The 21,144-nt window shown below is 65.2% G+C and carries 19 protein-coding genes; 5 read left to right on the top strand and 14 right to left on the bottom strand.

What is annotated here, in order from left to right:
* Nucleotides 1-157 precede the first annotated feature (157 nt).
* Entirely contained in the window at nt 158-2,476 is a 2,319-nt protein-coding gene (locus tag DT068_RS27065) for a PAS domain-containing sensor histidine kinase (RefSeq protein ID WP_162914495.1), read from the top strand.
* 11 nt (nt 2,477-2,487) lie between these two features.
* Nucleotides 2,488-3,051, top strand: coding sequence for a nucleotidyltransferase family protein (locus tag DT068_RS27060; RefSeq protein ID WP_119393022.1), 564 nt, complete (start codon nt 2,488-2,490; stop codon nt 3,049-3,051).
* On the opposite strand, the gene DT068_RS27055 is transcribed toward DT068_RS27060, so the two are convergent.
* The 8 genes from DT068_RS27055 to DT068_RS27020 all read right to left on the bottom strand — a co-directional run bounded on the left by DT068_RS27055 (nt 3,032) and on the right by DT068_RS27020 (nt 11,256).
* Nucleotides 3,032-3,637 (bottom strand): DUF1062 domain-containing protein, encoded by a 606-nt coding sequence (locus DT068_RS27055; protein WP_119393021.1) that lies wholly within the window; start codon nt 3,635-3,637, stop codon nt 3,032-3,034. The two genes, DT068_RS27060 and DT068_RS27055, sit on opposite strands and share 20 nt — an antisense overlap.
* A 333-nt stretch (nt 3,638-3,970) precedes the next feature.
* Nucleotides 3,971-4,513, bottom strand: a complete 543-nt coding sequence (locus tag DT068_RS27050; protein WP_119393020.1) for a periplasmic heavy metal sensor — start codon at nt 4,511-4,513, stop codon at nt 3,971-3,973.
* Nucleotides 4,513-4,974: a hypothetical protein gene (locus tag DT068_RS27045; protein ID WP_119393019.1), complete on the bottom strand. Its 462-nt coding sequence runs from the start codon at nt 4,972-4,974 to the stop codon at nt 4,513-4,515. Before DT068_RS27045 ends, DT068_RS27050 begins: the two co-directional genes overlap by 1 nt.
* 10 nt (nt 4,975-4,984) lie before the next feature.
* Complete coding sequence (locus DT068_RS27040) at nt 4,985-5,584, bottom strand: sigma-70 family RNA polymerase sigma factor (protein ID WP_368905293.1); 600 nt, start codon at nt 5,582-5,584, stop codon at nt 4,985-4,987.
* Nucleotides 5,585-5,642: 58 nt separating this feature from the next.
* Nucleotides 5,643-6,092, bottom strand: a complete 450-nt coding sequence (locus DT068_RS27035) for an EF-hand domain-containing protein (RefSeq protein WP_162914493.1) — start codon at nt 6,090-6,092, stop codon at nt 5,643-5,645.
* A 288-nt stretch (nt 6,093-6,380) separates the two neighbouring features.
* Nucleotides 6,381-9,257 carry a bifunctional [glutamine synthetase] adenylyltransferase/[glutamine synthetase]-adenylyl-L-tyrosine phosphorylase gene (locus tag DT068_RS27030; protein WP_119393016.1) on the bottom strand — a complete coding sequence of 959 codons (2,877 nt, stop codon included), beginning with the start codon at nt 9,255-9,257 and terminating at the stop codon, nt 6,381-6,383.
* A gap of 30 nt (nt 9,258-9,287) precedes the next feature.
* Nucleotides 9,288-10,082 (bottom strand): class I SAM-dependent methyltransferase, encoded by a 795-nt coding sequence (locus DT068_RS27025; protein ID WP_119393015.1) that lies wholly within the window; start codon nt 10,080-10,082, stop codon nt 9,288-9,290.
* A gap of 181 nt (nt 10,083-10,263) precedes the next feature.
* Nucleotides 10,264-11,256: a substrate-binding domain-containing protein gene (locus DT068_RS27020; protein WP_119393014.1), complete on the bottom strand. Its 993-nt coding sequence runs from the start codon at nt 11,254-11,256 to the stop codon at nt 10,264-10,266.
* A gap of 248 nt (nt 11,257-11,504) precedes the next feature.
* Here DT068_RS27020 and DT068_RS27015 point away from each other — a divergent pair, with 248 nt between their 5' ends.
* The 3 genes from DT068_RS27015 to DT068_RS27005 are packed head-to-tail and all read left to right on the top strand — an operon-like array spanning nt 11,505 to nt 14,068.
* Complete coding sequence (locus tag DT068_RS27015; RefSeq protein ID WP_119393013.1) at nt 11,505-12,245, top strand: ATP-binding cassette domain-containing protein; 741 nt, start codon at nt 11,505-11,507, stop codon at nt 12,243-12,245.
* 25 nt (nt 12,246-12,270) lie between these two features.
* On the top strand, nt 12,271-13,269 hold the full coding sequence (locus tag DT068_RS27010) for an ABC transporter permease (protein ID WP_119393012.1): 999 nt from the start codon (nt 12,271-12,273) through the stop codon (nt 13,267-13,269).
* Nucleotide 13,270: 1 nt separating this feature from the next.
* Nucleotides 13,271-14,068, top strand: a complete 798-nt coding sequence (locus DT068_RS27005) for a FadR/GntR family transcriptional regulator (protein ID WP_119393011.1) — start codon at nt 13,271-13,273, stop codon at nt 14,066-14,068.
* A gap of 15 nt (nt 14,069-14,083) precedes the next feature.
* Here the strand turns inward: DT068_RS27005 and DT068_RS27000 are convergent, their stop codons facing one another.
* The 6 genes from DT068_RS27000 to DT068_RS26975 are packed head-to-tail and all read right to left on the bottom strand — an operon-like array spanning nt 14,084 to nt 21,135.
* Entirely contained in the window at nt 14,084-15,091 is a 1,008-nt protein-coding gene (locus DT068_RS27000; RefSeq protein WP_119393010.1) for a sugar-binding transcriptional regulator, read from the bottom strand.
* Nucleotides 15,081-16,607: an FGGY-family carbohydrate kinase gene (locus tag DT068_RS26995; protein ID WP_119393009.1), complete on the bottom strand. Its 1,527-nt coding sequence runs from the start codon at nt 16,605-16,607 to the stop codon at nt 15,081-15,083. The genes DT068_RS27000 and DT068_RS26995 overlap by 11 nt, the downstream gene beginning before the upstream one ends.
* Before the next feature lie 36 nt (nt 16,608-16,643).
* A complete protein-coding gene (locus tag DT068_RS26990; RefSeq protein WP_119393068.1) occupies nt 16,644-17,660 on the bottom strand; it encodes a galactitol-1-phosphate 5-dehydrogenase in 1,017 nt (338 codons plus the stop codon).
* A 40-nt stretch (nt 17,661-17,700) separates the two neighbouring features.
* On the bottom strand, nt 17,701-18,846 hold the full coding sequence (locus tag DT068_RS26985; protein WP_119393008.1) for a glycerol dehydrogenase: 1,146 nt from the start codon (nt 18,844-18,846) through the stop codon (nt 17,701-17,703).
* 2 nt (nt 18,847-18,848) lie between these two features.
* Entirely contained in the window at nt 18,849-19,607 is a 759-nt protein-coding gene (locus DT068_RS26980) for an SDR family NAD(P)-dependent oxidoreductase (protein ID WP_119393007.1), read from the bottom strand.
* Between the two features lie 22 nt (nt 19,608-19,629).
* Nucleotides 19,630-21,135, bottom strand: a complete 1,506-nt coding sequence (locus DT068_RS26975) for a xylulokinase (protein ID WP_119393006.1) — start codon at nt 21,133-21,135, stop codon at nt 19,630-19,632.
* Between the last annotated feature and the right edge of the window lie 9 nt (nt 21,136-21,144).

The raw sequence follows: 21,144 nt of genomic DNA, 5'->3' as shown, positions 1-21,144 counted from the left end.
CCGCCTTAAAATTGCTCGTTCTTTCAATAGAATAGCTGCCACCTGTTTCCGGCTGGACAAATCATTCCACTTACGAATCAATAGGCGGTGATTCGTGAGGTGGGTTGGTTTGGGGGTGCGGATTCCCGTTGAATGAGCGCCACGCAGGGGGCGGTACTTGGGCAGCAAAGCACAGTTGGGCGGACTTTACTTCAAGGAGCGGGTGCTCCGCTTGCCGCTCCCCTTGCCCGGCTGGGCCCGGATTACCATAGGTGAGCGCTCGCTTCGCATCCTCATCACCATCCTCGTCTCGCTCTTCCTCGTGACTCTTGCTCTGGCGCTCATCCTGCAGCTGGCGCAAAGCCGGATGACGCATCTGACCGAACAGAACCGCCAGACGCTGCTCTATGCGACGGCGGCGGCCCAGCACATCAAGCAGGCGGCGCGCACCCAGATCCAGTCGGGCTTCACGCCGAAGCCCTTCACCCAGGACGATCTCGACGCGGCGCTGCTGCCCGAAGCGCAGCGTGAAGGCCGCATCTTCGCATTCGTCAATGCCTCGGGCGTGATCACGGTCGCCTCGAAAGCCGACGGCTCCATCGCCGGCCAGACCATCGGCGATGTGCTCAGCAATCGTTTCATCACCGAAATCAACATCAACGACACCGAGATGGCGCGCATCACGCTGACCTCCGGCGAGGAAGCCTATGTCGGCATGAGCGATCTCTCGCCGCTGCCCGGCAGCCTCCTCGTCATCCAGAAGCGCGCCGATGTCATGCGCGCCTGGAAGGACAGCGTCATGCAGGTGAGCGTGCTGTTCGGCGTCACCTTCCTCGTCCTCATGATGCTGGGCGGCGCTTTCCACTGGCAGGCCGCCAAAGCGTCGGAAGCCGACCGCACGCTGACCGTCGCCACCGAGCGGCTCGACAAGGCGCTCGACCGCGGCCATTGCGGCCTGTGGGACTGGGACATATCGCGCGGCCGGATCTTCTGGTCGAAATCCATGTATGACATCTTGGGCCTTGAGGAGACCGGCGAGTTCCTCAATTTCGGCGATGTCGCCGATCGCATCCATCCCGAGGACGCGCAACTCGAGGAAGTGGTCGAGGCGCTGCTGACCGGCCAGAAATCGGTCTTCGACCACGAATTCCGCATGCGCCATGTCGACGGCAACTGGGTGTGGCTCAGGGCGCGCGCCGAGCTCTCCAACGCGCCGGAAGAGGTCGAGCCGCATCTCGTCGGCATCGTCATCGACATCACCGCGCAGAAGCTCGCCGACCGGCTCAACCAGGAAGCGGAATTGCGCCTCAAGGATGCGATCGAGAATATCTCGGAAGCCTTCGTTCTGTGGGATGCCGAGAACCGCCTCGTTCTGTGCAACACCAAGTACCAGCAGTTCCATTCGCTGCCCGCCAGCGTGTGCACGCCGGGCACGCCTTACGAGCTTGTCGCCAAGACGGCCAAGGAGCCGGCGGTGCGCCAGCGCATGCCGATCCACAGCCGCATCGCCGGCGAAGGCAACACTTTCGAGGTGCAGTTGGGCGACGGGCGCTGGCTGCAGATCAATGAGCGGCGCACCAAGGATGGCGGCTTCGTCTCGGTCGGCACCGACATCACGCCGCTCAAGCAGCAGGAAGAGCGCCTGTTGTTGTCCGAGCGCGAATTGATGATGACGGTGCGCGACCTGCAGAAAGAGCGCCTCCTCGCCGAGCAGCAGTCGCAGCGCCTCGCCGACCTCGCCGACAAATATTCGCGCGAGAAGACCAGGGCCGAGGCCGCGAGCCGGTCGAAGTCGGAATTCCTCGCCAATATGAGCCATGAGCTCAGAACCCCGCTCAACGCCATCATCGGCTTCAGCCAGGTGATGGAGAACCAGATGTTCGGTCCCGTGGGTGCGGGCAAATATATCGAATATGCCCGGGACATCCATTCGAGCGGCCAGTTCCTGCTCGATGTCATCTCGGACATCCTCGACATGTCGAAGATCGAGGCCGGCCGCCTCAAGCTCGAATTGCAGAAGGCCGATCTCTCCGAGATCGTGAAGGAGACGCTGCGCCTGGTCGAGGCGCGCGCCCAGGAGGGCAAGGTCGAGCTTGTCTGCCATGCGCCCAAGAAGCTCAAGGCCGATGTCGATACCCGCGCCGTCAAGCAGATCCTGATCAATCTCACCTCCAATGCGGTGAAGTTCACGCCGGAAGGCGGGCGCGTCACGCTGTCGGTCAGGCTCGATGGCGACAATGCGCTGATCACCATCGCCGATACAGGCATCGGCATTCCGCCCAAGGATATCGAGAAGCTGGGCCGGCCCTTCGAGCAGGTCGAGAACCAGTTCACCAAGACCAAGGGCGGCTCAGGGCTAGGCCTCGCCATCTCGAAATCGCTGGTGGAACTCCACGGCGGCGAGCTCACCATCGCCAGCGAGGCCGGCAAGGGCACCACCGTCACCGTCAGACTGCCGGCGGTCGCGGCAAAGCCCGCGCATTCGGCGGCGGCTTAATATCTCCTCTCATGCGCAATGCCGATCTCGAGCAGCACCTGGACGCCATCCTGCGACGGGCGCCGCTTCGCATGCAGGTGCTGGAGATGGTGCGATCCCTGGCTCTGCCGGACTGGGCGGTGGGCGCAGGTTTCATCAGGGCGGCGGTATGGGACGAGCTTTGCGGCTACCGGATCGCCTCGCCCGTCGACGACATCGACGTCCTGTATTTCGACCCGGAGCATTGCGACGCGCGCGACGATGAAGCCCAGGAAAGCAAACTCCGGGACCTGGCGCCGGCTTTGCCCTGGAGCGTGCGCAACCAGGCGCGCATGCATATCCGCAACGGCGATCCTCCCTATGGCTCGACGGCGGATGCCTTGCGGTTCTGGCTGGAGACGCCGACCTGCATTGCCGTGCGTCTCGGCCAGGCCGGCCAGCTCGACGTCATCGCACCCTATGGGCTTGCGGACCTCTTCGCCATGACCATCCGGCCGACGCCCAGCGGGCACCGGCGCAAGGCGGATTACACAGCACGCATCGAGCATAAGAGATGGCATGAAAGCTGGCCGAATGTCACGGTCGAGTATCCATGATGTGCGGGTCGTCGAGGGCGATGCGCATCCGGTCGCGCACGCGCCGGCGCAGGCCGTCCTTGCGCTCAGGATCGATCCGCAGCCGGCCCGCCGCCTGAAGAACATCGAGCCGCGACCGTGACAGGCCGAGCTCGGTTGCGAGCAGACGGTCCAAGCGCAAGCTGGCCGGCAACACCACGCGCAGCTCGATCTCCATTCCGGCGGCCCGATCCTCCACCCTTTCGAGCACCTCCTTGCTTATTTCCATATCGGCGAATTCCTCGATCCGCTGCGCCCGGCGGCGCAGATCATCGACATCGAATTCGCGCATTCTGACCCAACCGGGCTCGCTGAAATGCAGCGCGTCCAGCGTGGCGGCATCGATGTCGCCGCGATTGCGGCGCTCGAAGAGCGGGCGGTTCCAGGTCTTGTCGCAGGAAAGACATTTATAGATCAGCCAGGCATCGAGCCTTTTGCCATTGGCGTTGAGGCGGATCCGGCCGCTCGACTGGAAAGGCCTCGGACCGCCGCAGCTGCTGCAGGCGATCCAGGGCTGCGGGGGAATAAGGGGCGTGATGGTCCAACGGACCCGAAGAAATGCGCACATGCCGGCTTGGACTTCCGATCTGGAAGTTCACAAGGCGGCGGCAGGAGAAACCCTTTGCGGGCGCAGGTCAGGCGGTGATTTCGGATGATGGAAGAGCTGAGGCGCATGTCACAATGCCGGACCGGTCTCAGACCACCACCCGATGAACAAATGCCCGAGATGGGACAGCGCGCAGCCATCCCTCCCTCGGGCGGGTGAATACAGGCGAGACCGGTCTTTACGTCGGCAAAACGGAACCTCGATATGCCAAGCTCTTCGCTGGCCGCATTAGCAGGTGGCGGAGGAAAGGGGAAGCATTCCAGAGCGTCGGTCCGATTCTCTAACGAACACGGCTCACCCGCCATCAGGCGGCGGGTTGTCCTTCTTCCGGTTGCGGCGCTGCTGCATGCGCTCGAGGCGCTCGCGCACATGCTGGGCGAGGAGCAGGCGCTCCTCGGGCTTCAGCTTCTGCACGATCTGCAAGGTGACGAGCGTGCCGCTGTCGACCATGTCGGTGCTGAGCCTGGTGAAGTCCGCGATGGCGCTCGTCGCCAGGGCCTCGTCATAGGGATTGCGCTCGAGCGCCTCGGCGAAGCGCAGCGCCGCCGCGCGCATCTGGCCGCGCGATTCACGGAAGACCTCGCGCCGGCTCTTCAGCAGATCGAGGAACTCGCGGCGGCGCTCCTCAGGCAGATCGGACAGGAAGCGGCGCGGCAGGAGCTGGGTGAAGCTCGCGCCTGACCAGCGCGCGAGCCGCTCGGGGTAGAAATAACGCATGCCGGCGGCGCCCGCGATCAGCAGATTGGCGGCGAGCGAGGCCACCAGCAGGAACATGGTCCAATGCGGCCAGTTGGCGAAGCGGCCGGCAGGCGGCGGAGGCGCAGGCTGATCCGCCATCAGCTTTCGCCCTCCAGGAGAACGGTCGCATCATCGATGCCGGTGAGGACGATCGGGTCATCGATCTCGACCACCTCGCTGTCGCCGAGCCTGGCGGCGAAATTCGTGGTGCCGAGGAAGATGCCGCAGGCGAAAGAGGCGGCGAGGGCCGCCGCAGCCCCCCAGGACCAGATCGAGCGCTGGCGCTGGCCTTGGCCCCGGCGGGCGGGGTCGAAGGGAACGACATTGAGGGCCGGCCGCGCCTGCCCTGCCCGCGCCAGAAGGCGGCTGGCGGCGCCTGCCGGGATCACAGGGGCTGCGGCCTTGGCCAGCACCAAGTCGATTTCCCGAGCTTCGGCAAGGAGTTGCGGCTCGCTCTGGATCGCAGCCTGAAGGCGGGCACGTTCGGCCGCGGGCCAGCGGGCCGGGTCCGCCCCATAGGCGGCCAGAACTTCTGCCAGTCTTGTCTTCAGCGCGTCCATTACCTCATCCTCATTGGCTCATCCCGCCGATATCGGCAAGGAGGTCGCGCCAGCGATCTTTAAGATCGGCCTTGAGCGCCCGGCGGCCCCTCGCCAGGAGCGATTCGATGGCCTCGACGCTGATCTCCATGGCGGCGGCGGCCTCGATATTGCTCATATTCTCGAAATAGACGAGTGAGAGGGCCAAACGCTGTCGCTCCGGCAAACGTGCCAGAGCGGAATTAATATCTGTGGCCGACCGGTCGCCCAGGACCTGGTCGAGCGCATCGGGGCCGGAATCGGCGATTTCCGGCTGGTCGTCGAGGTTGGAGGCCTGCTTGCGCCGGGCCCGGTCGATGGCGAGATTGGTCGCCACCCGCATCAGCCAGCCCCTCAACGCCGCCCCCTGGCGCAGCTGGGACGGGTTGTTCCACAGCTTCAGAAAGGCTTCCTGAACGATATCCTCGGTATCCGCGTGGCCTGACGTGACCCGCCAGACCACGCGGTAAACGATGTCGTAATGCCGTTCGACAAGCCCGGCGAACGCCTTCTCATCGCCAGCGGCGACGGCAGCAAGGAGGGCACTGTCCGGGTCATTGGACGGGCCAGTCTCAGTGTTGCGTGCCGACACGTCTCCCGGTCGCTTCCTTTCGCCCGGCATGAACATCCGCGCTCATGCCGGCTCGTCGTCAATTTGCCTTGGCGTCGCCTTGCCTGCCGCGTCTCGGCGCGCTTTCGCGCACTTCCGCCAGCGTCAGGCCGCCATCCTTGTCGCCATCGGCGCCATTGAACAGAGCATCGATATAGGCGTCAACCTCGGCGCGGGTTACATCGCCGTCCTTGTTCTGGTCAAGGCGGCTCAGAATGCGCTCCTTGCGCCGCTCGATGCCCTTCTTGAGCCAGGTGTCGATCTCGGCCGTGGTGACGGTGCCGTTCTGGTCATCGTCAAGACGCATGAACCGTTTGACCGCCTTGGGCTTCCATTCATTGATCGTCACCTTGCCGTCGCTGTCGGCGTCGAGGCGCGCAAAGGAGCGCTCGCTCCTCGGCAGGGTCGCCTCCTGGGCGAAAGCGAGATGGGTGGTCGCGAGCGTAAGCAAAGCGGCTGCCGCCGCAACACGGATTGTGTCACGTCTCATGGTCGTCTCCATTTTCCTGGGAACCAGCTCCCTGAAACAAAGACGGAACGGACTGGGGTTTCCGTCGCGGGATTCTCACGAAAAATTCAGAGGCATCCCTTCACCCCGCTTCAGCGGGGAGAAGGAGGGGCCCATTGCGAAGCAATGGGAGGATGAGGGGCTTGCGGGGGAGTTCGCAGGGACTTCGAAATCACGACAGACTTCACCGCCGGTTGCCCCTCACCCCTCCCGCCGCTTCGCGTCGGGTCCCTCCCCTCTCCCCGCTGTGCTTCGCTTGCAGGGCGAGGGTTAGAGCGGTCCGACGAGCCGGGCAAACAGACCGGCCACCCGGCCCTGGGTCTCGCCCAGCAGCGCCTCGGCCGAGCCGATATCGGGCATGGCGGAGGCGCTCGCCACGATGCGGTTCAGCCCCGAGGGCACGGATCGGGGGTCATAGGGACCGCTGACGCAAAGGCGCAGCACTTGGGTCAGGCGCTGATAGAGAAGACAGGCCTCCCTCAGGATCCGCCCGTCCTCCTCGGGCAAAAGCCCAGCGCCTTGCAGGCGCTCGAGAGCCCGGAACGTCGTCACATTCAGGATGTCGGGCAGCCTTTGGGCATGGGTGATCTGCAGATACTGGGCGATGAACTCGATATCGACGAGCCCGCCCTGCGCGCGCTTGATGTCCCACACGCCATAGGGGGCGTTCTCCCTGAGCATCAGCCGGCGCATGTCGATGACGTCGGCGGTGATCTTCGGCGTGTCGCGGGACCGGCACAGAGCTTCGCGGATGACGCCGCCGATCTTCTCCGCCAGAGCGGGATCGCCGGCGACGACACGCGCCCTGGTCAACGCCAGGCTTTCCCAGGTCCAGGCCTGGTCGCGGTGATAATCGGTGAAGCTCACCAGGCTCGTCGCCACCGGTCCCTTGTTGCCGGAAGGCCGCAAGCGCATGTCGACTTCATAGAGCACGCCTTCGGCGGTCGGCGCCGTCACGGCCGAGATCAGGCGCTGGGTCAGGCGGGTGAAATATTGCCCCGCCGCCAGCGGGCGCTTGCCGTCGGAGGGCTCGGCATCCTCGTCATGATCGAAGATCAGGATCAGATCGAGATCGGAGCCGGCCGTCATCTCACGCCCGCCGAGCTTGCCCATGGCGACGATGGCGCTGCGCCCGCCTTCGACCTTGCCATGGCGCTCGACCATCTCGCGGATCACCGCCTCATGAAGGCGGGAGAGCACGACATCGGCAAGATCGGAGAAGGCCCCGCCCGCTTCGGCCGCCCCCACCGTTGCCGACAGGATGCGCACGCCGATGCGGAAGGCCTGTTCCTTGGCCACCACGCGCACCCGGTCCACCACTTCGTCGATGATCGTCTCGGGCGGGGTGGCGGCGTTGACGAGATGGGTGATCTCCGCCGCTTTGGGCAGCGATCCGAAGAAGCCCGGATCGAGCACCGCATCGAGAACCTTCGGGCGCTGGCTCAACTCCTGGGCCAGGCGCGGTGCGGTGCCAAGGATGATGCCGATGAGGTCGAGCAAGGCGGATCTGGTCTTGAGCAGCGAGAAGAGCTGCACGCCGGCGGGAAGACCGGCCAGGAAGCGGTCGAAGGCGATGAAGGCCTGGTCGGCATCACCGCTGCGCGCCAGCGAGGTCAGGAGCGCCGGCATGATCTCGGTCAGGAGCTCGCGCGCCTTGGCGCTGCGTGTCGCCGCATAGCGGCCGAAATGCCAGCTGCGCACCATCGCGGCGATCTCGCTCGCCCGCTTGAAGCCCATGCGCGTCAGGGTTTCGAGTGTCTCGGGATCGTCCTCGCCGCCGGTGAAGACGAGGCTGCCGGATTCGGTGCCGAGCTCTTCGGCATCCTTGAACAGCGCCGCATAATGGCCCTGCACCAGCTCGAAGGTGGCACGCAGGCGCTGCTCGAAGGAGGCCGCGTCGGCGAAGCCCGCGAAGCGCGCCAGGCTGGCGAATGCCGCTTCGTCCTCGGGCAGCGTCTGGGTCTGCTCATCCGCCACCATCTGGATGCGGTGCTCGATCTCGCGCAGGAAGCGATAGGCCTGGGTGAGCTCCGCCGACGCCTCAGGCGTTATCCATTTCGCCTCGGCGAGCGCTGCCAGCATGTCGACGGTGCGCCTGCCTCTGAGCTTCGGGTTGCGGCCGCCGGCAATGAGCTGCTGCGTCTGCACGAAGAACTCGATCTCGCGGATGCCGCCGCGGCCGAGCTTGATATTGTGGCCGAGGATCGCGATCGTGCCATGGCCCTTGACCGCGTGGATCTGGCGCTTCAGCGACTGCACATCGGCGATGGCCGCGAAGTCGAGATATTTGCGCCAGATATAGGGCGTGAGACGATCGAGGAATTCTGTCCCCAGCGCCAGGTCGCCGGCCACCGCGCGCGCCTTGATCATGGCGGCGCGCTCCCAGTTCTGGCCCTGGTTCTCGTAATAGATCGCCGCCGCCTCGATCGAGATGGCGATCTGGGTGGCGCGCGGATCGGGCCTGAGCCTGAGATCGACGCGGAACACATAGCCGTCCTCGGTCACGTCCTGCAAAAGGACCACCAACCGCTTGGTGAGGCGGACGAAGAAGGTCGAGGGATCGACGCCCTCCGCCAGTCTCGCGGTTTGCGGGTCATAGAGAACGATGAGATCGATATCGCTCGAGTAATTGAGCTCATGGGCGCCGAACTTGCCCATGCCGAGGATGGTGTAGCCCGGATCGGCCTCGTCGAGCGTGGTGAGCTTGCCGGTGCGTAGCGCATCGCGGAGCAGCCAGTTGAGCGCCGCATTGAGGGCGGCCTCAGCAAAGCGCGTCAGCGCGTCCGTCACCTCATCGAGCGACCAGGCGCCGCCAATGTCGGCAAGCGCTATGATGAGGGCGGCGCGGTTGCGGCTGCGCCGCAACAGGCGGCGCAATTCCTGCTCATCGTCCGCCTCCGCTGAAAGACCGGCAATCACCTCGTCCAGCAATGGCTTCGGATCGGCTGAAAGGATTCGCGCGGCGAAGGCGGAATCGCGCAGCATGAGATCGCGCAGAAAGGGCGAACCGCCGAAGACCGCCTCGACCAGCGGCCGCTTCGCCTCAAAGGCCACGAGATCCGCGCCGGCGCCGCGCAATTCCACCCAGGCGCGAGCCGCCGCTTCAGGATCGGCGGGCGGCGGCAGATTCGGGGAGGCCGTGGTCATGCGGCGCTAGTTCTAAAGCGCCGAAGCCCCTTATGGAATTGGTTTCCTTACCCGGAAATGCAGGAAGATCGGCGCGACGCGGGTGTCGGCCACGGTGGGCCAGGCCTCGGCGACGGCCGGATCGGCGCAAGGTTCGCCCAGCGCCTCGATCGCGAGGCCCGCGCCGCAGATGAACGCCACCCACTGGCTCAAGGTCCGGTGGAAGCGCGGCACCGCGAAGGGCTCGACGCTTTCGCGCTCTTCGGCCGGGGCGTTCGAAAACCGCCAGCGCTCGACCTCGCCGTCGACAGCGTCGAAATAACGGCCGACCTCGATCGCCCGCACAGTTCCATCCGGCTCCCGCAATGTCTTGCGGTAGGGCGGCACGAAACAGGGATGGAGGATCGAAAACTGCAGGAAGCCGCCGGGCTTCAGCACCCGGGCGATCTCGCCCAGCGCCTTGTCCTGGTCCGGCATGTCCATAAGGGCCATGAAGGATGTGGCGAAATCGAATGACGAGGCGTCATAGGGCAGGTCCATGCCGTCGCCGACCCGATAGGTGATCCCGAGCGGACGAGCCGCCTCCTCGGCCTCGGCATGGCGGATGAAGGTCGGCGCGATGTCGATCGCCTGCATCTTCGCACCGAGCTTCGCAAGGTTGCGCGTGTTCGATCCCTCGCCGCAGGCGACATCGAGACCGACAAGACCTCGAATGGGCGGCAGCATCGCGAGAAAAGCCGGCGTGTTCAGCGCGTCGCGATAGACGTCGTAACCGGCGCGGGCATGTCTGGTCCAGGTCTCGGCATTGGCTTCCCAGTGCCTGGCGACCTCGGTTCGTTGGCTCATCGGCGCCTCCATCGGCTGGGGGCGCGCTTTCTACGCGGATTCGAGCGGAAGTAAAGGGGGCGCAAAAAGAAAGAGAGAGCCAAATAACTGGAGGAGATACTGGCTCTCTCCGCCCCGATCAGCGCCGCCGCGCTTGCGACGCGGCAGCTCCGGGTGACGGGCGTTCAAGTCCGGGAGTAGCCTACTTGCCGATGCAAGTCGCCGCCGTCTCCTGGGTGCATTCATCGAGGCCAGTATAGATCACGGGATCGAGCGCCTTGCCGGCGATGAGATCGAGCATCACGCTGGGGGCGCGATATCCCATCTCGAAGGGCCGCTGGCCGACCTGGACATGGCTTTGCCCGGCCTTCAGCGCTTCCATCTGCGGCGGCAGCGTGTCGCCGGCGACGATGACGAGCTTCATCGATGCCATCTTATCCTTCACTTGCCCGGTCACCTGGGCATAGGCCTGCGGCGCGAATTGCGCCCAGCCGCCCTCAAGCACGAAGGCATCGAGATCGGGATTGGCGGTGAAGGTGTCGGCCATCTGCTGGTTGGCGAGATCGGCCTGGTCGTTGGTGAAGACCGGGCAGCCATTGATCTCGGTCCAGCTATTCTGACCGGTAAGGCGCTCGGTGCCCTTCGCACCCGCCAGCGTGTCGCGGGTACCGGCGGCGCGCGCATTGATGTTGTCGGCCGCGACATTGCCGAGCTGCAGGCAGATCGAGCCACCCTTGGGCTTCAGCTTCTGCAGATGCTCGGCGAATTTGACGCCCATCAGATAGTTGTCGGTGCCGAGATAGGTCTTGCGCAGCGATGCATCGTCCTTGCCGAGATCGGCATCGATGGTCATGACCGGGATCGCGGGCTTGCGCTCACGCAGAAGCTTCGCCATCAGCGGCGCATTGGACGGCGATATGGCGATCGCCGCGATATCGGGCTTGTTCAGAAGATCGTCGACGATCTGAATCTCGCCCGCCTCATCTGCGCTCGAGGCAGGTCCCGTATAGAAGCAGCTATAGCCCTTGCCGGCATTCTCGGCGTTCCATTTCTCGCAGCCCAGATGGATCTGCTCGAAGAACGGATTGTCGAGGCCCTTGACCACGATCGCCAGAATCTTGTCGGCGGCCAGCGAAGGTGCGCTCATCAGTCCGATCGCGGCGGCGGCCAGCAGTCCGCGCATCAATGTCACCATGTCATCCTCCCTTGCGATTTTACTTGTGTCCGGGGCGACGGAGCCGGTGCAGCGCTCGCGCCCTGCCGCGCCTCGCGGCCTTCGCCGCAGGGCCTGGCACCCGTCGCTTAAGCCGGCACAGCTAAGCCCATCGTCCGGTTGCCGTCAATCTATTTGTCGGACAAATATGATAATACTGATTAAAGAGCGATGGACATTGCCTAAAGGCGGCGGTAGTGGAATTCTCGATACGTCCCCACGGAGTTGCCATGGCGATCCTGAGCTTGAGCGGAATTTCCAAGAATTTCGGCGCCATCCAGGCGCTGGACGGCGTGTCGCTGGAACTGAACAGCGGCGAGGTTCTCGGCCTGATGGGCGACAATGGCGCCGGCAAATCCACCCTGGTGAAGATCATCGCCGGCAATTTCAAGCCGACCAGGGGCACGATCACGATCGACGGCCAGGAGGTGGAACTCCATCGCCCGGTCGATGCGCGCAACCAGGGCGTCGAGATCGTCTATCAGGATCTCGCGCTGTGCGACAATCTCTCGGCTGCCGTCAATGTGTTCCTCGGCCGCGAGCTGACGAAGGGGGTCGGCCCCTTCAAGGTGATGGACTATGCCGCCATGAATGCCAGGGCCGGCGAATTGTTCAGGGATCTGCGCTCGGAAACGCGCCCGCGCGATATGGTGCGCGCCATGTCGGGCGGGCAGCGCCAGGCGGTGGCCATCGCCAGGACCCGGCTGGCGCAAGCCAAGATCCTCCTGATGGACGAGCCGACCGCGGCGATCTCGGTGCGCCAGGTGGCGGAAGTGCTGAACCTCATCCGCGAGCTCAAGCGGCAGAATCTCGCCGTCATCCTCATCAGCCACCGCATGCCCGATGTCTTCGCCGTCGCCGACCGCATCGCGGTGCTGCGGCGCGGACGCAAGGTCGCCGACCGGCCGACGGCGAGCACGTCGCCCGAGGAGATCACCGGCCTGATCACCGGCGCCATTGAATCACTTTGACCATCCCGGACATGGAAGCCCCGACATGAATGCCGCACTCGATGACGCCATAAAGCAGGAGACCCACAGCCTCTCGAGCTGGATCATGTCGCGGCCGGCCTTCTGGGTATTCCTTGCCGCGGTGATCGCCTGCCTGGTGCTGACCGCCCTCACCGACACCTTCGCGACGCCGCAGAACCTGTTCAACGTCACGCGCAATTTTGCCTTCGTCGCCATCATCGCGCTCGGCATGACGGTGGTCATCATCTCGGGCGGCATCGATCTCTCGGTTGGCTCGACGCTCTGCCTGTCCGCCATGGTGCTCGCCATCGTCATGAATGCCGGCTTCGGCCTCGCCACGGGAACCGTGGCGGCGCTCGCGGCTTCCCTGCTGGTCGGCGCCATCAACGGCTTTCTCATCGCCTATATAAGGATCCCCGCCTTCGTCGTGACGCTGGGCATGCTGTCGCTGGCGCGCAGCATCGCGATGGTGCTCTCCAACAACCGCATGATCTATCAGTTCGGGCCGGACGAGAAAGCGCTGTTCTGGCTGGGCGGCGGCTCGACGCTCGGCATCGCCAACCCGGTCATCGCGCTCGTCATCCTGGCGATCATCACCGGCCTGATCCTCAAGTGGACGCGCTGGGGCACCTGGGTCTTCGCGATCGGCAGCAACCAGCATGCGGCCCTCCTCACCGGCATCCCGGTGCGCCGCCTGAAAGTCAGCGTCTATATGTTTTCGTCGCTGATGGCCGGCATCGCCGGCGTCCTCGAAGCCGGCTGGCTCGGGGGCGTTACCACCAATCTCGGCCAATCGATGGAGCTCAGCGTCATCGCCGCCACCGTCATCGGCGGCGCCAATCTCATGGGCGGGGCCGGCACGGTGTTCGGGGCGGTGATCGGCGCCGCCCTCATCGAGGTCATCCGCAACAGCCTGACCCTTCTCGGAATCAGCAGTTTCTGGCAAGGGGCATTCGTGGGGAGCTTCATCATACTGGCCGTCGCCTTCGACAGGCTGCGCGCAGACCCCGAACTGGAAGACTGAAATGCGCGCCAAGACGCCGAACGGACCGAAGAAAGAGACGACCTCCGATTCCGGAAATGCCGCCGCGAGGCGGCATACGGCCATACCCGTCCTGCCGCGCGGGCGCGGCAATATCCATACAAATATCGCCGAAGCGATCGGCCGGAGCATCGTGCGTGGCGACATCCCGCCCGGCACGATCCTGCCGAATGAAGCGAGATGGGCTTCCGAGTTCAAGGTGAGCCGCTCGGCGGTGCGCGAGGCGATCAAGATCCTCATGGCGAAGAACCTTATCGTCTCGCGGCCCAAGATCGGCAGCCGCGTCGAGGCCAAGGACAAATGGAGCCTGCTCGACCATGACGTCCTGTCCTGGTATGCGACGGCGCCCGACCGTGCCGGCTTCCTGAAATCGCTGCAGCAGTTCCGTCACATCATCGAGCCGGAAGCAGCGGCGCTTGCGGCGGAGTACCGTACCGAAGAGCAGATGGAGGAGATCACCGCGGCCTGCCACGGCATGGCGACGGCGCCGACTTTATCCGATCGCACCCAGGCCGATGTCCGCTTCCATCTCGCCATCCTCAAGGCGTCGAACAACGAGCTGCTCGTGCCCATGGGCGTGATCATCAATTCGGCGCTCGACAATCTCTTCGTCTTCATCACCCGCGAGGCGAACGACCTGCGTTTCGCGCAGGACCTGCACAACAACATCGAGCGCAACATACGCCTGCGCAAGGTGGAAGGCGCGCGCAAGGCGGTGCGCAAGCTCCTCCAGCATTCGGACGATTTCATCGGCGAGCACCTGCCGCGCAGGCCGCGTTGAGGCTGCCGGGCGGGATCACTCAGGCGGATCGCGCTGATCGTCATTGAGCAGCCAGACTGCCGTGTCCTGATCGGTCACAAGCACATTGATATAGCCTGCCCTGAGGCAGGCCAGGATGATGGCGCGCTTGCCCTCGCCCGCGGCGATGCCGATCGAGAATTCGCGCTGCCGGCAGAAGCGCAGCTCGAGGCCGATGGTGCGGGCATCGAGATCTTGATCGACGATATTGCCATGGGCGTCGACATAGCGGCTCAATATGTCGCCGACCGCGCCCTTTGCCTTCAGGGCGGCGACCTCGGCCTCGGAGACGAAGCCCGATTGCAGGAGAACCGAATCCGCGGCAAGCGAACCCATGCCGAAGCAGATCACCGGCGCCCGGCGTCCCAATGCCAGCACGCTGGCAATGGTCGGATCCTCCTCGAGCGCGACGCGCGTCGCCGCGTGGCCCAATATGGCGGGGACCGGCAGCAGGGTCGCCGTGCCATTGGCGGAGCGGGCAAAGAGCTCGGCCACATTGTTGGTGCGCACCGAGGGTGAGCGGATATTCATGGCGCCGTTCAGCAGCACGACCTCGACGCCGTCATTCCAGAAGGGCGGCAGGCGATGCGCAACGGCGCTCATGGTACGGCCCCAGGACACGCCGATCAGCGGAAACTTGCCGAGCCCGGCAAGGAGGCGCCCGGCAGCCAGGGCCACTGCGTCGAGCAGCAACTCCCCGTCGCCTTCGGCGGTGACGGGAACGACGATGGCATCGCGCAAGCCATAGCGGCGCTGCAGGCGGCTTTCGATATCCGGCCGGCGGGGGGCGCGCGGCACGATCTCGATGCGCACCAGTCCGGTTTCGCGCGCTTCGCTCAACAGGCGGCTGGCCTGCCAGCGGGTGAGCCCGAGCTCCTGGGCCAGATCGCCCATCGTCATGTCGAGCTCGTAATAGCGCTTGGCCACCTGGATCATCAGCTGCTCGCGCTGCTCGCTCGACAGGCCGCGCAATTGCGTGTCGCGTTCGCGCGTGTCAGTGGGCATGTTGGCCGCTCCGCAGCTGGCGCTCGGCGAGACGGCGCGACAGCGGCGCCAGAAGCTCGCTCGCTTCCAGATAGTCCTCCAGCAGGTCGCGGTATCTGGCATGCGCCGCGGGATCCGGCTCGATGGTGACGGCAGGCCCCGTCACGGCGGCGGCGGCCGCGAAAAGATCCGGGACCAGCCCGGCGCCCGTCGCCGCCGAGGCCGCAGCGCCGATGATCGACAGATTGACATCGGGCTGGAGCTCGACCGGCAGGCCGATGGCATCGACCGTCGCCTTGAGCCACAGGCTGTTCTTGGCATAGCCGCCGGCGCTCACGATGCGCCGGCACGGAATGGCGAGCTCGGCCATGCGCCGGATCACATTGGCGGAAGCGAGCGCCACGCTTTCGATCGCCGAGCGGTAAAGGGCGGCGCGATCATGGCCCAGCGACAGTCCCAATACCGCGCCGCGGCGCAACGGGTCGCGATAGGGCGTACGGTTGCCCATGAAATAATCGAGGGTCAGAAGGCCGGTTTCGCCCACGGGGAGAGATGCGGCCTCTGCCTGCAGCTTCGCCGCCGCGGCGGCATCGAGAGCGAACATGTCCTGGGCGAACCATGAGAGGACCGAGCCCGCCGAAACCTGTCCCGCTTCCACCAGCCAGAAATCATCGACCAGCGCGTGCGGATAAGGTCCCCAGAATCCATCGACCTTCTTTTCGCCCGCCAACTGGAACAGATGGACGACCGAGGTGCCGCCGATCATCAGCAATTCGCCGGGTGCCAGCGTTCCCGCCCCCAATATGCCGATATGAGCGTCGATGCCGCCCTGCGCCAGCATGGGACGGCCGGTGAGGCCGAGATGGTTGGCGGCGGCGGCGGTGATCGGACCAATCGGCGCACCGACCGCGATGATTTCGGAAGGCAGCTTGCCGGCAAGGTCGGGCACGCCCAGCTCGGCATAGAGCTCGGGATGAAATTTCCCGGCGACCGAATCATAGTTCCACTTGCAGGTGGCGTTCATGCGCGACCCGACCCATCGGCCGGCCAGCTTGAAATTCACATAATCGAGGCATTCGCAGATGATATCGGCCTCGGCATAGGTATCGGGCTCATTGTGGGCCATCCACATGGCCTTGGGAACAAGCCATTCGGCGGCATCGCTGCCGCCCGCAAAGGCAAGAACCGGGTGGCTGGATTTGGCGGTCCGGTCGGCTTCCGCCGCCGCGCGGCAATCCATCCACAGCAGCGCCGGGCGCAGCGGAGTGCCGTCGCGCTTGCAGGCGACGACGGTGGAAGCGGTCGTCGCCGTGCAGATGCCGTCGATCCGGGGCGATCCGAGCTTCGCCATCAGATCGCGCGTCGCCACGCCCAGCGCTTCCCACCAGTCGATGGCCGATTGCTCGGCCCAGCCCGGCCGCGGGTAATGCGTCGGATAGCGCGCCTCGCTCTCGCCCAGCAAGGCGCGGCGCGCGAGGTCGAAGACCCCGACCCTGACGCCCCCGGTGCCGAAATCGAGTCCGAGAAGAAGTCCCATCACCTAGCTCCCCGGGCGGAAATCATTCCACATTTCCTAGGGCCTGAACATGATCTTGGCGAAGAACTCGTTCTTCTGGCGTAGCTTCTGGAACATCGCCGGAAGCTCGGCGAGACCCAGCTCATGGGTGATCATGAACTCCCAGCGCAAGGCGCCGGAGCTCAGGTTCTCGAGCGCCACCTGCCATTGCTTGCCGGGAAAGGGCGCGCCGAAGGAATTCCACGCGCCATGGAGCGAGATCTCCTGGCGCAGGAAGTGATGGAAGGTCTTGTTCTCAAGCGTCACATCGCCAACCGGAATGCCGATGAAAGAGACATGGCCGCCGGGCGCCGCGAGGCGGGCGGCGAGGTTGATCGAGGACGGATGGCCAGCCGCTTCGACGATGATGTCGCATTTCAAAGCTGCGGGTATCTCATCGCTCACCAGGAAGGCATGGGTGGCGCCGGCTTCGCGCGCCTGATCGAGCTTCTGCCCGGAAATGTCGACCGCCACGATTTCGCGGCAGCCCATGAGCTTCATCCACTGGATGGCGAACAGGCCGATGGGTCCGCAGCCGATGACGCCGCCGCGATCGCCCATCGTCGGCGCTGCCTTCCAGATGGCATGAAGCGCAATCGAGGCCGGATCGGTCATGGCGACGGCGCGCGGATCGGTGCCCTTCGGCGCCTTGAGCAGGTTGCGCTGGGGCACGGCGACATATTCGGCATAGGCGCCGTCGCGGCGGCTGCCGAAATAATCATAGTCGCGGCAGCGCGAGAAGTTGCCGGTGACGCACTGGTCGCAGACGCGGCAGGGTATCAGCGGCGCCACGCCGACGAGATCGCCTTCGCTGAAATCCTCGACCCCCCTGCCGACCTCCTCGATATGACCGGAGAATTCATGACCGCAGATGATCGGCATGTTGTGGGCGCCCTTGGTCAGCATGCGCGGTATGTCGGAGCCGCACACGCCGACGGCGGCGACGCGCAGGAGCACCTCACCCGCATCGGCGCGGGGCTTGGCGACCTCCTCGAGGCGGATGTCGCCCGGCGAATACATGACGGCTGCTTGCATTTTCTTGTCCTCTTGGTGGGCCGCGGGGCGAATGGCGAGATCAGGCGCGGGCATGGCTGGTCAACTCACGGGTGAAGGCATCGAGCGACAGGATCGCGTCGCGAACGATCTCGGGCGAAAGCGGCACGGCGACCTTGTAGATCGACGAACCCGGCTTGAGGGAGGCCTCGGCGACCCGCCCGATATCGGCCGGACTTGCATCGGCGAGCCCCAGATCGGCGAGCCGCGTCGGCAGGCCGAGCGCCGCGCAGAAACGCGCCGTCTCCTCGATCTCGATCAGCGGACGGCCCTCCAGCATGAGCAGGCAAAGGACGCCGAAGGCCACTTTCTCGCCGTGCAGGAAGCCGTGCGTCCCGTGCAGCACGGTCAGGCCGTCATGAATGCCATGCGCCGCCGAAACGCCGCAGTTCTCGAAGCCAAGACCGCTCAGCAGCGTGTTCGCCTCGATGATGTTCTCGACCGCTTGTGTGAGCAGACCTTTCTCCACCGCGATCTTCGCGGCGAGCGCATCGCGCATCAGCACGTCATGACAGGCGCGGGCGATGGCGATGGCGGCGGCGGGCGCCGGCAGGTTCGGCTGCACCAGATTGGCAGAGCGCGAGTCGAGATTGGAGCGCGCCTCATACCAGGTCGAGAGCGCATCGCCGATGCCGGCGACGAGAAAGCGGACCGGTGCCTTGGCGATCACCGCGCTGTCCACGATCACCAGATCGGGATTGCGCGACAGGAACAGCGCCTCCTCGCATATGCCCTGCGCCGTGTAGCGCACCGCGACAGCGCTGCAGGGCGCGTCGGTCGAGGCGATGGTCGGCGCGATCACGATGCGTGCGTCATTGGCGATTGCCGCGAGCTTCGCGGTATCGGCGGTCTTGCCGCCGCCGATGCCGACGACGATATCGGCCTTGGCCGCCCTGACCAAAGCCGTCACGCGCTCGATTTCCTCGGTGCAACACTCGCCGCCGAAACGCTCCAGGCGGATTGAAATGCCGGAGCCGGCAAAGGACCGCTCGATCGCCTGCCCCATTTTCTCGATCACGCAGCCGTCGACGAGCAGGAAGGCGGTCTTGCCCAAGGGCTGCAGGTGATGCGCGAGACGGCCCATCTCGCCGGCACGCTGGATATATTTGCCGGGTCCGCCGAAGGAACGGCCGGACAGGAAGCGCTGGGCGTGTGAGGATTCCGGCATGGTCAGAACCCGCTCACGACATAGCCGCCATCGACCGGCAAGGTCGTCGCGGTCACGAAGGCGGAAGCGGGCGAGGCATAGAAGATCGCAGCGCCGACGAGGTCATCGACCGTTCCCCAGCGTTTCAGCGCCGCCTTGCGGGCAATGGTCGCCGCCGGCCCGGGATCGGACCAGAGGGGCTTGGTCATATTGGTCTTGTGATAGCCGGGCGCTATGGCGTTGACGCGTATGCCGTCAGGGCCGAAGCGGTGCGCCAGCGCCCGGGTCAGTCCGAGAATGCCGGTCTTGCTGGCGCAATAGGCCGGGACCGAATCGTCGACCACATAGCTCAGCATCGAGGCGGTGTTGATGATGACGCCCTTCGAGCGGGTGAGCAGCGGCCGGGCCGCCATCGACAGGCGCATCACGCTGTTGAGATTGACGTCGATGACATCAAGATAGCCTTCTTCGCCGAACTCGTCTTCCGGCTTCACGATGCCGGCGGCGTTGACGAGCACGTCGAGCCCGGGAAGGGCTGAGATGAAAGTGTCGATCGCCTTGCGGTCGCGCACATCGAGCACGGCAAACCTGATTCCCTTGTTGGCCGGATCGGCCTTCGCTCCCGCAAGCTTCGCCTCGGATGTTCCGGTCGCGATGACATCCGCTCCGAGCCTGGCGAAGCCCTGCGCCATGGCGAGGCCAATGCCGCTCGAGGCGCCCGACACCAGCACGCGCTTGCCGGCGAACAGATCGGGCCTGAAGGTTGCGATTATCTCTTCCATCGGCAGGGTCCTTTCGCGTGCATCATGGCTGGGTAAGCTTGTCGAGATCATCATAGAGGGCCTGGCTGTGCGCATAGAGCCGGTCGAACAGCGGCTGCATGCGCGCATAGGTCTCGCGCCAGGCTGGGTCGGGGAGAACCTCATCGGCATATTTCACGTAAGCTGAGACGGCATCCTCGATCCGCGAGTAGCGCCCGGTCGCGGTGGCGGCCATGGCGGCGCAGCCGATGACACCGCATTCGGCCTCGCGCGGCACGACGATCGGAATGCCATAGAGGCTGGCCTTGATCTTGAGCCAGAGCGGCGACTTGGCGCCGCCGCCCGAAGCGATGACCCGCTCCAGCCGGTTGCCCGCGGCCCGCTCCATGATCCTCAGATGACGCGCGGCCGCGAAAGCCACGCCCTCCATCACGGCGCGGTGCAACTCCGCCAGGCCATGGGCGGCGCCGATGCCGAAAAACTGGGCGCGGGCATTGCGATGGGCACCGAGGCGCTCGCCGGCGAGATAGGGCATGAAGATCAGGCCATCGGCGCCGGCTCTCGCCTCCCCGGCCTTGGCCGCGATCTCCTGATAGCTCAACGACTTCTCGTGGAAGGCGCGCCTTGCCCAACGCATCGCATCGCCGCCGGTCTCGAGCAGTACAAAGGGCCCCCAATGGCCTTCGACAGTCGCGACATTGCAGATCTCGGGATCGAGCAATGGCTTGTCGGCGATCAGCGTCAGGATGCAGGATGTGCCGGTGACATCGGAAGCGAGACCCGGACGAAGGGCGCCTGATCCCAAGACGGCGACCGGGTAGTCGGCGCCGCCGACGAGAACCGGCGTTCCCGCGCGCAAGCCGGTCTCGCGCGCCGCTTCCGGCGTGACATGCCCCAGGATCTCGAGTGGTTCGCGTATCGGCGGCAGCTTCGCCTTGTCGAGGCCGAGCCGGTCGATCATCGGCTGCGACCAGGTGCGCTGCCCGGGATCCATAAGGAAGCTGCAGGAGGCATCGCCTGAATCCATCGCGATGGCGCCGGTCAGGCGAAGATTGATGTAATCCTTCGGCATGATGACGGCATGCGCCTTGCGGTAGGCTTGCGGATCATTGTCGCGCAGCCAGGCGAGCTTGAAGCCGGGCCAAGCCGGCGTCGGCGGGTTGCCGCTCAGCGGGAGATAAGTTTCCGGCGCATTGGCCCGCTCGAAGCCGGCCACCAGGTCGATGGTGCGCTTGTCGTTCCACAAGGGCACCGTGGCGCGGGTCGGCTCGCCCGCCTCGTCCACCAGCACGGTCCCATGCATCTGACCGCAGGCGCAGATGGCGGCGATGCGCTCAGGCCCGTTCTCGACCGCGGCAAGTGCGGCGCGCACGGCGTGGACGACACCCGCCCACCAGTCGCCAGGTCGCTGCTCGGCCCAGCCGAAGGCCGGGACGATCTGGTCATATTCGCGTGCCGCGATATGCAGGATGGCGCCTGCCCCATCGACCAGCGCCGCCCGGGCGCTGCCCGTGCCGACATCGATCGAGAGAGAGAGGTCGCGGAGCATGGAGAGGCT

The sequence above is a fragment of the Taklimakanibacter lacteus genome (genome assembly GCA_003576695.1).
Classification (GTDB): Bacteria; Pseudomonadota; Alphaproteobacteria; order Rhizobiales; family Aestuariivirgaceae; genus Taklimakanibacter; species Taklimakanibacter lacteus.
The sequence above is the reverse complement of the archived record's forward strand: the minus strand, read 5'-3'. Positions and strand labels throughout refer to the sequence as shown.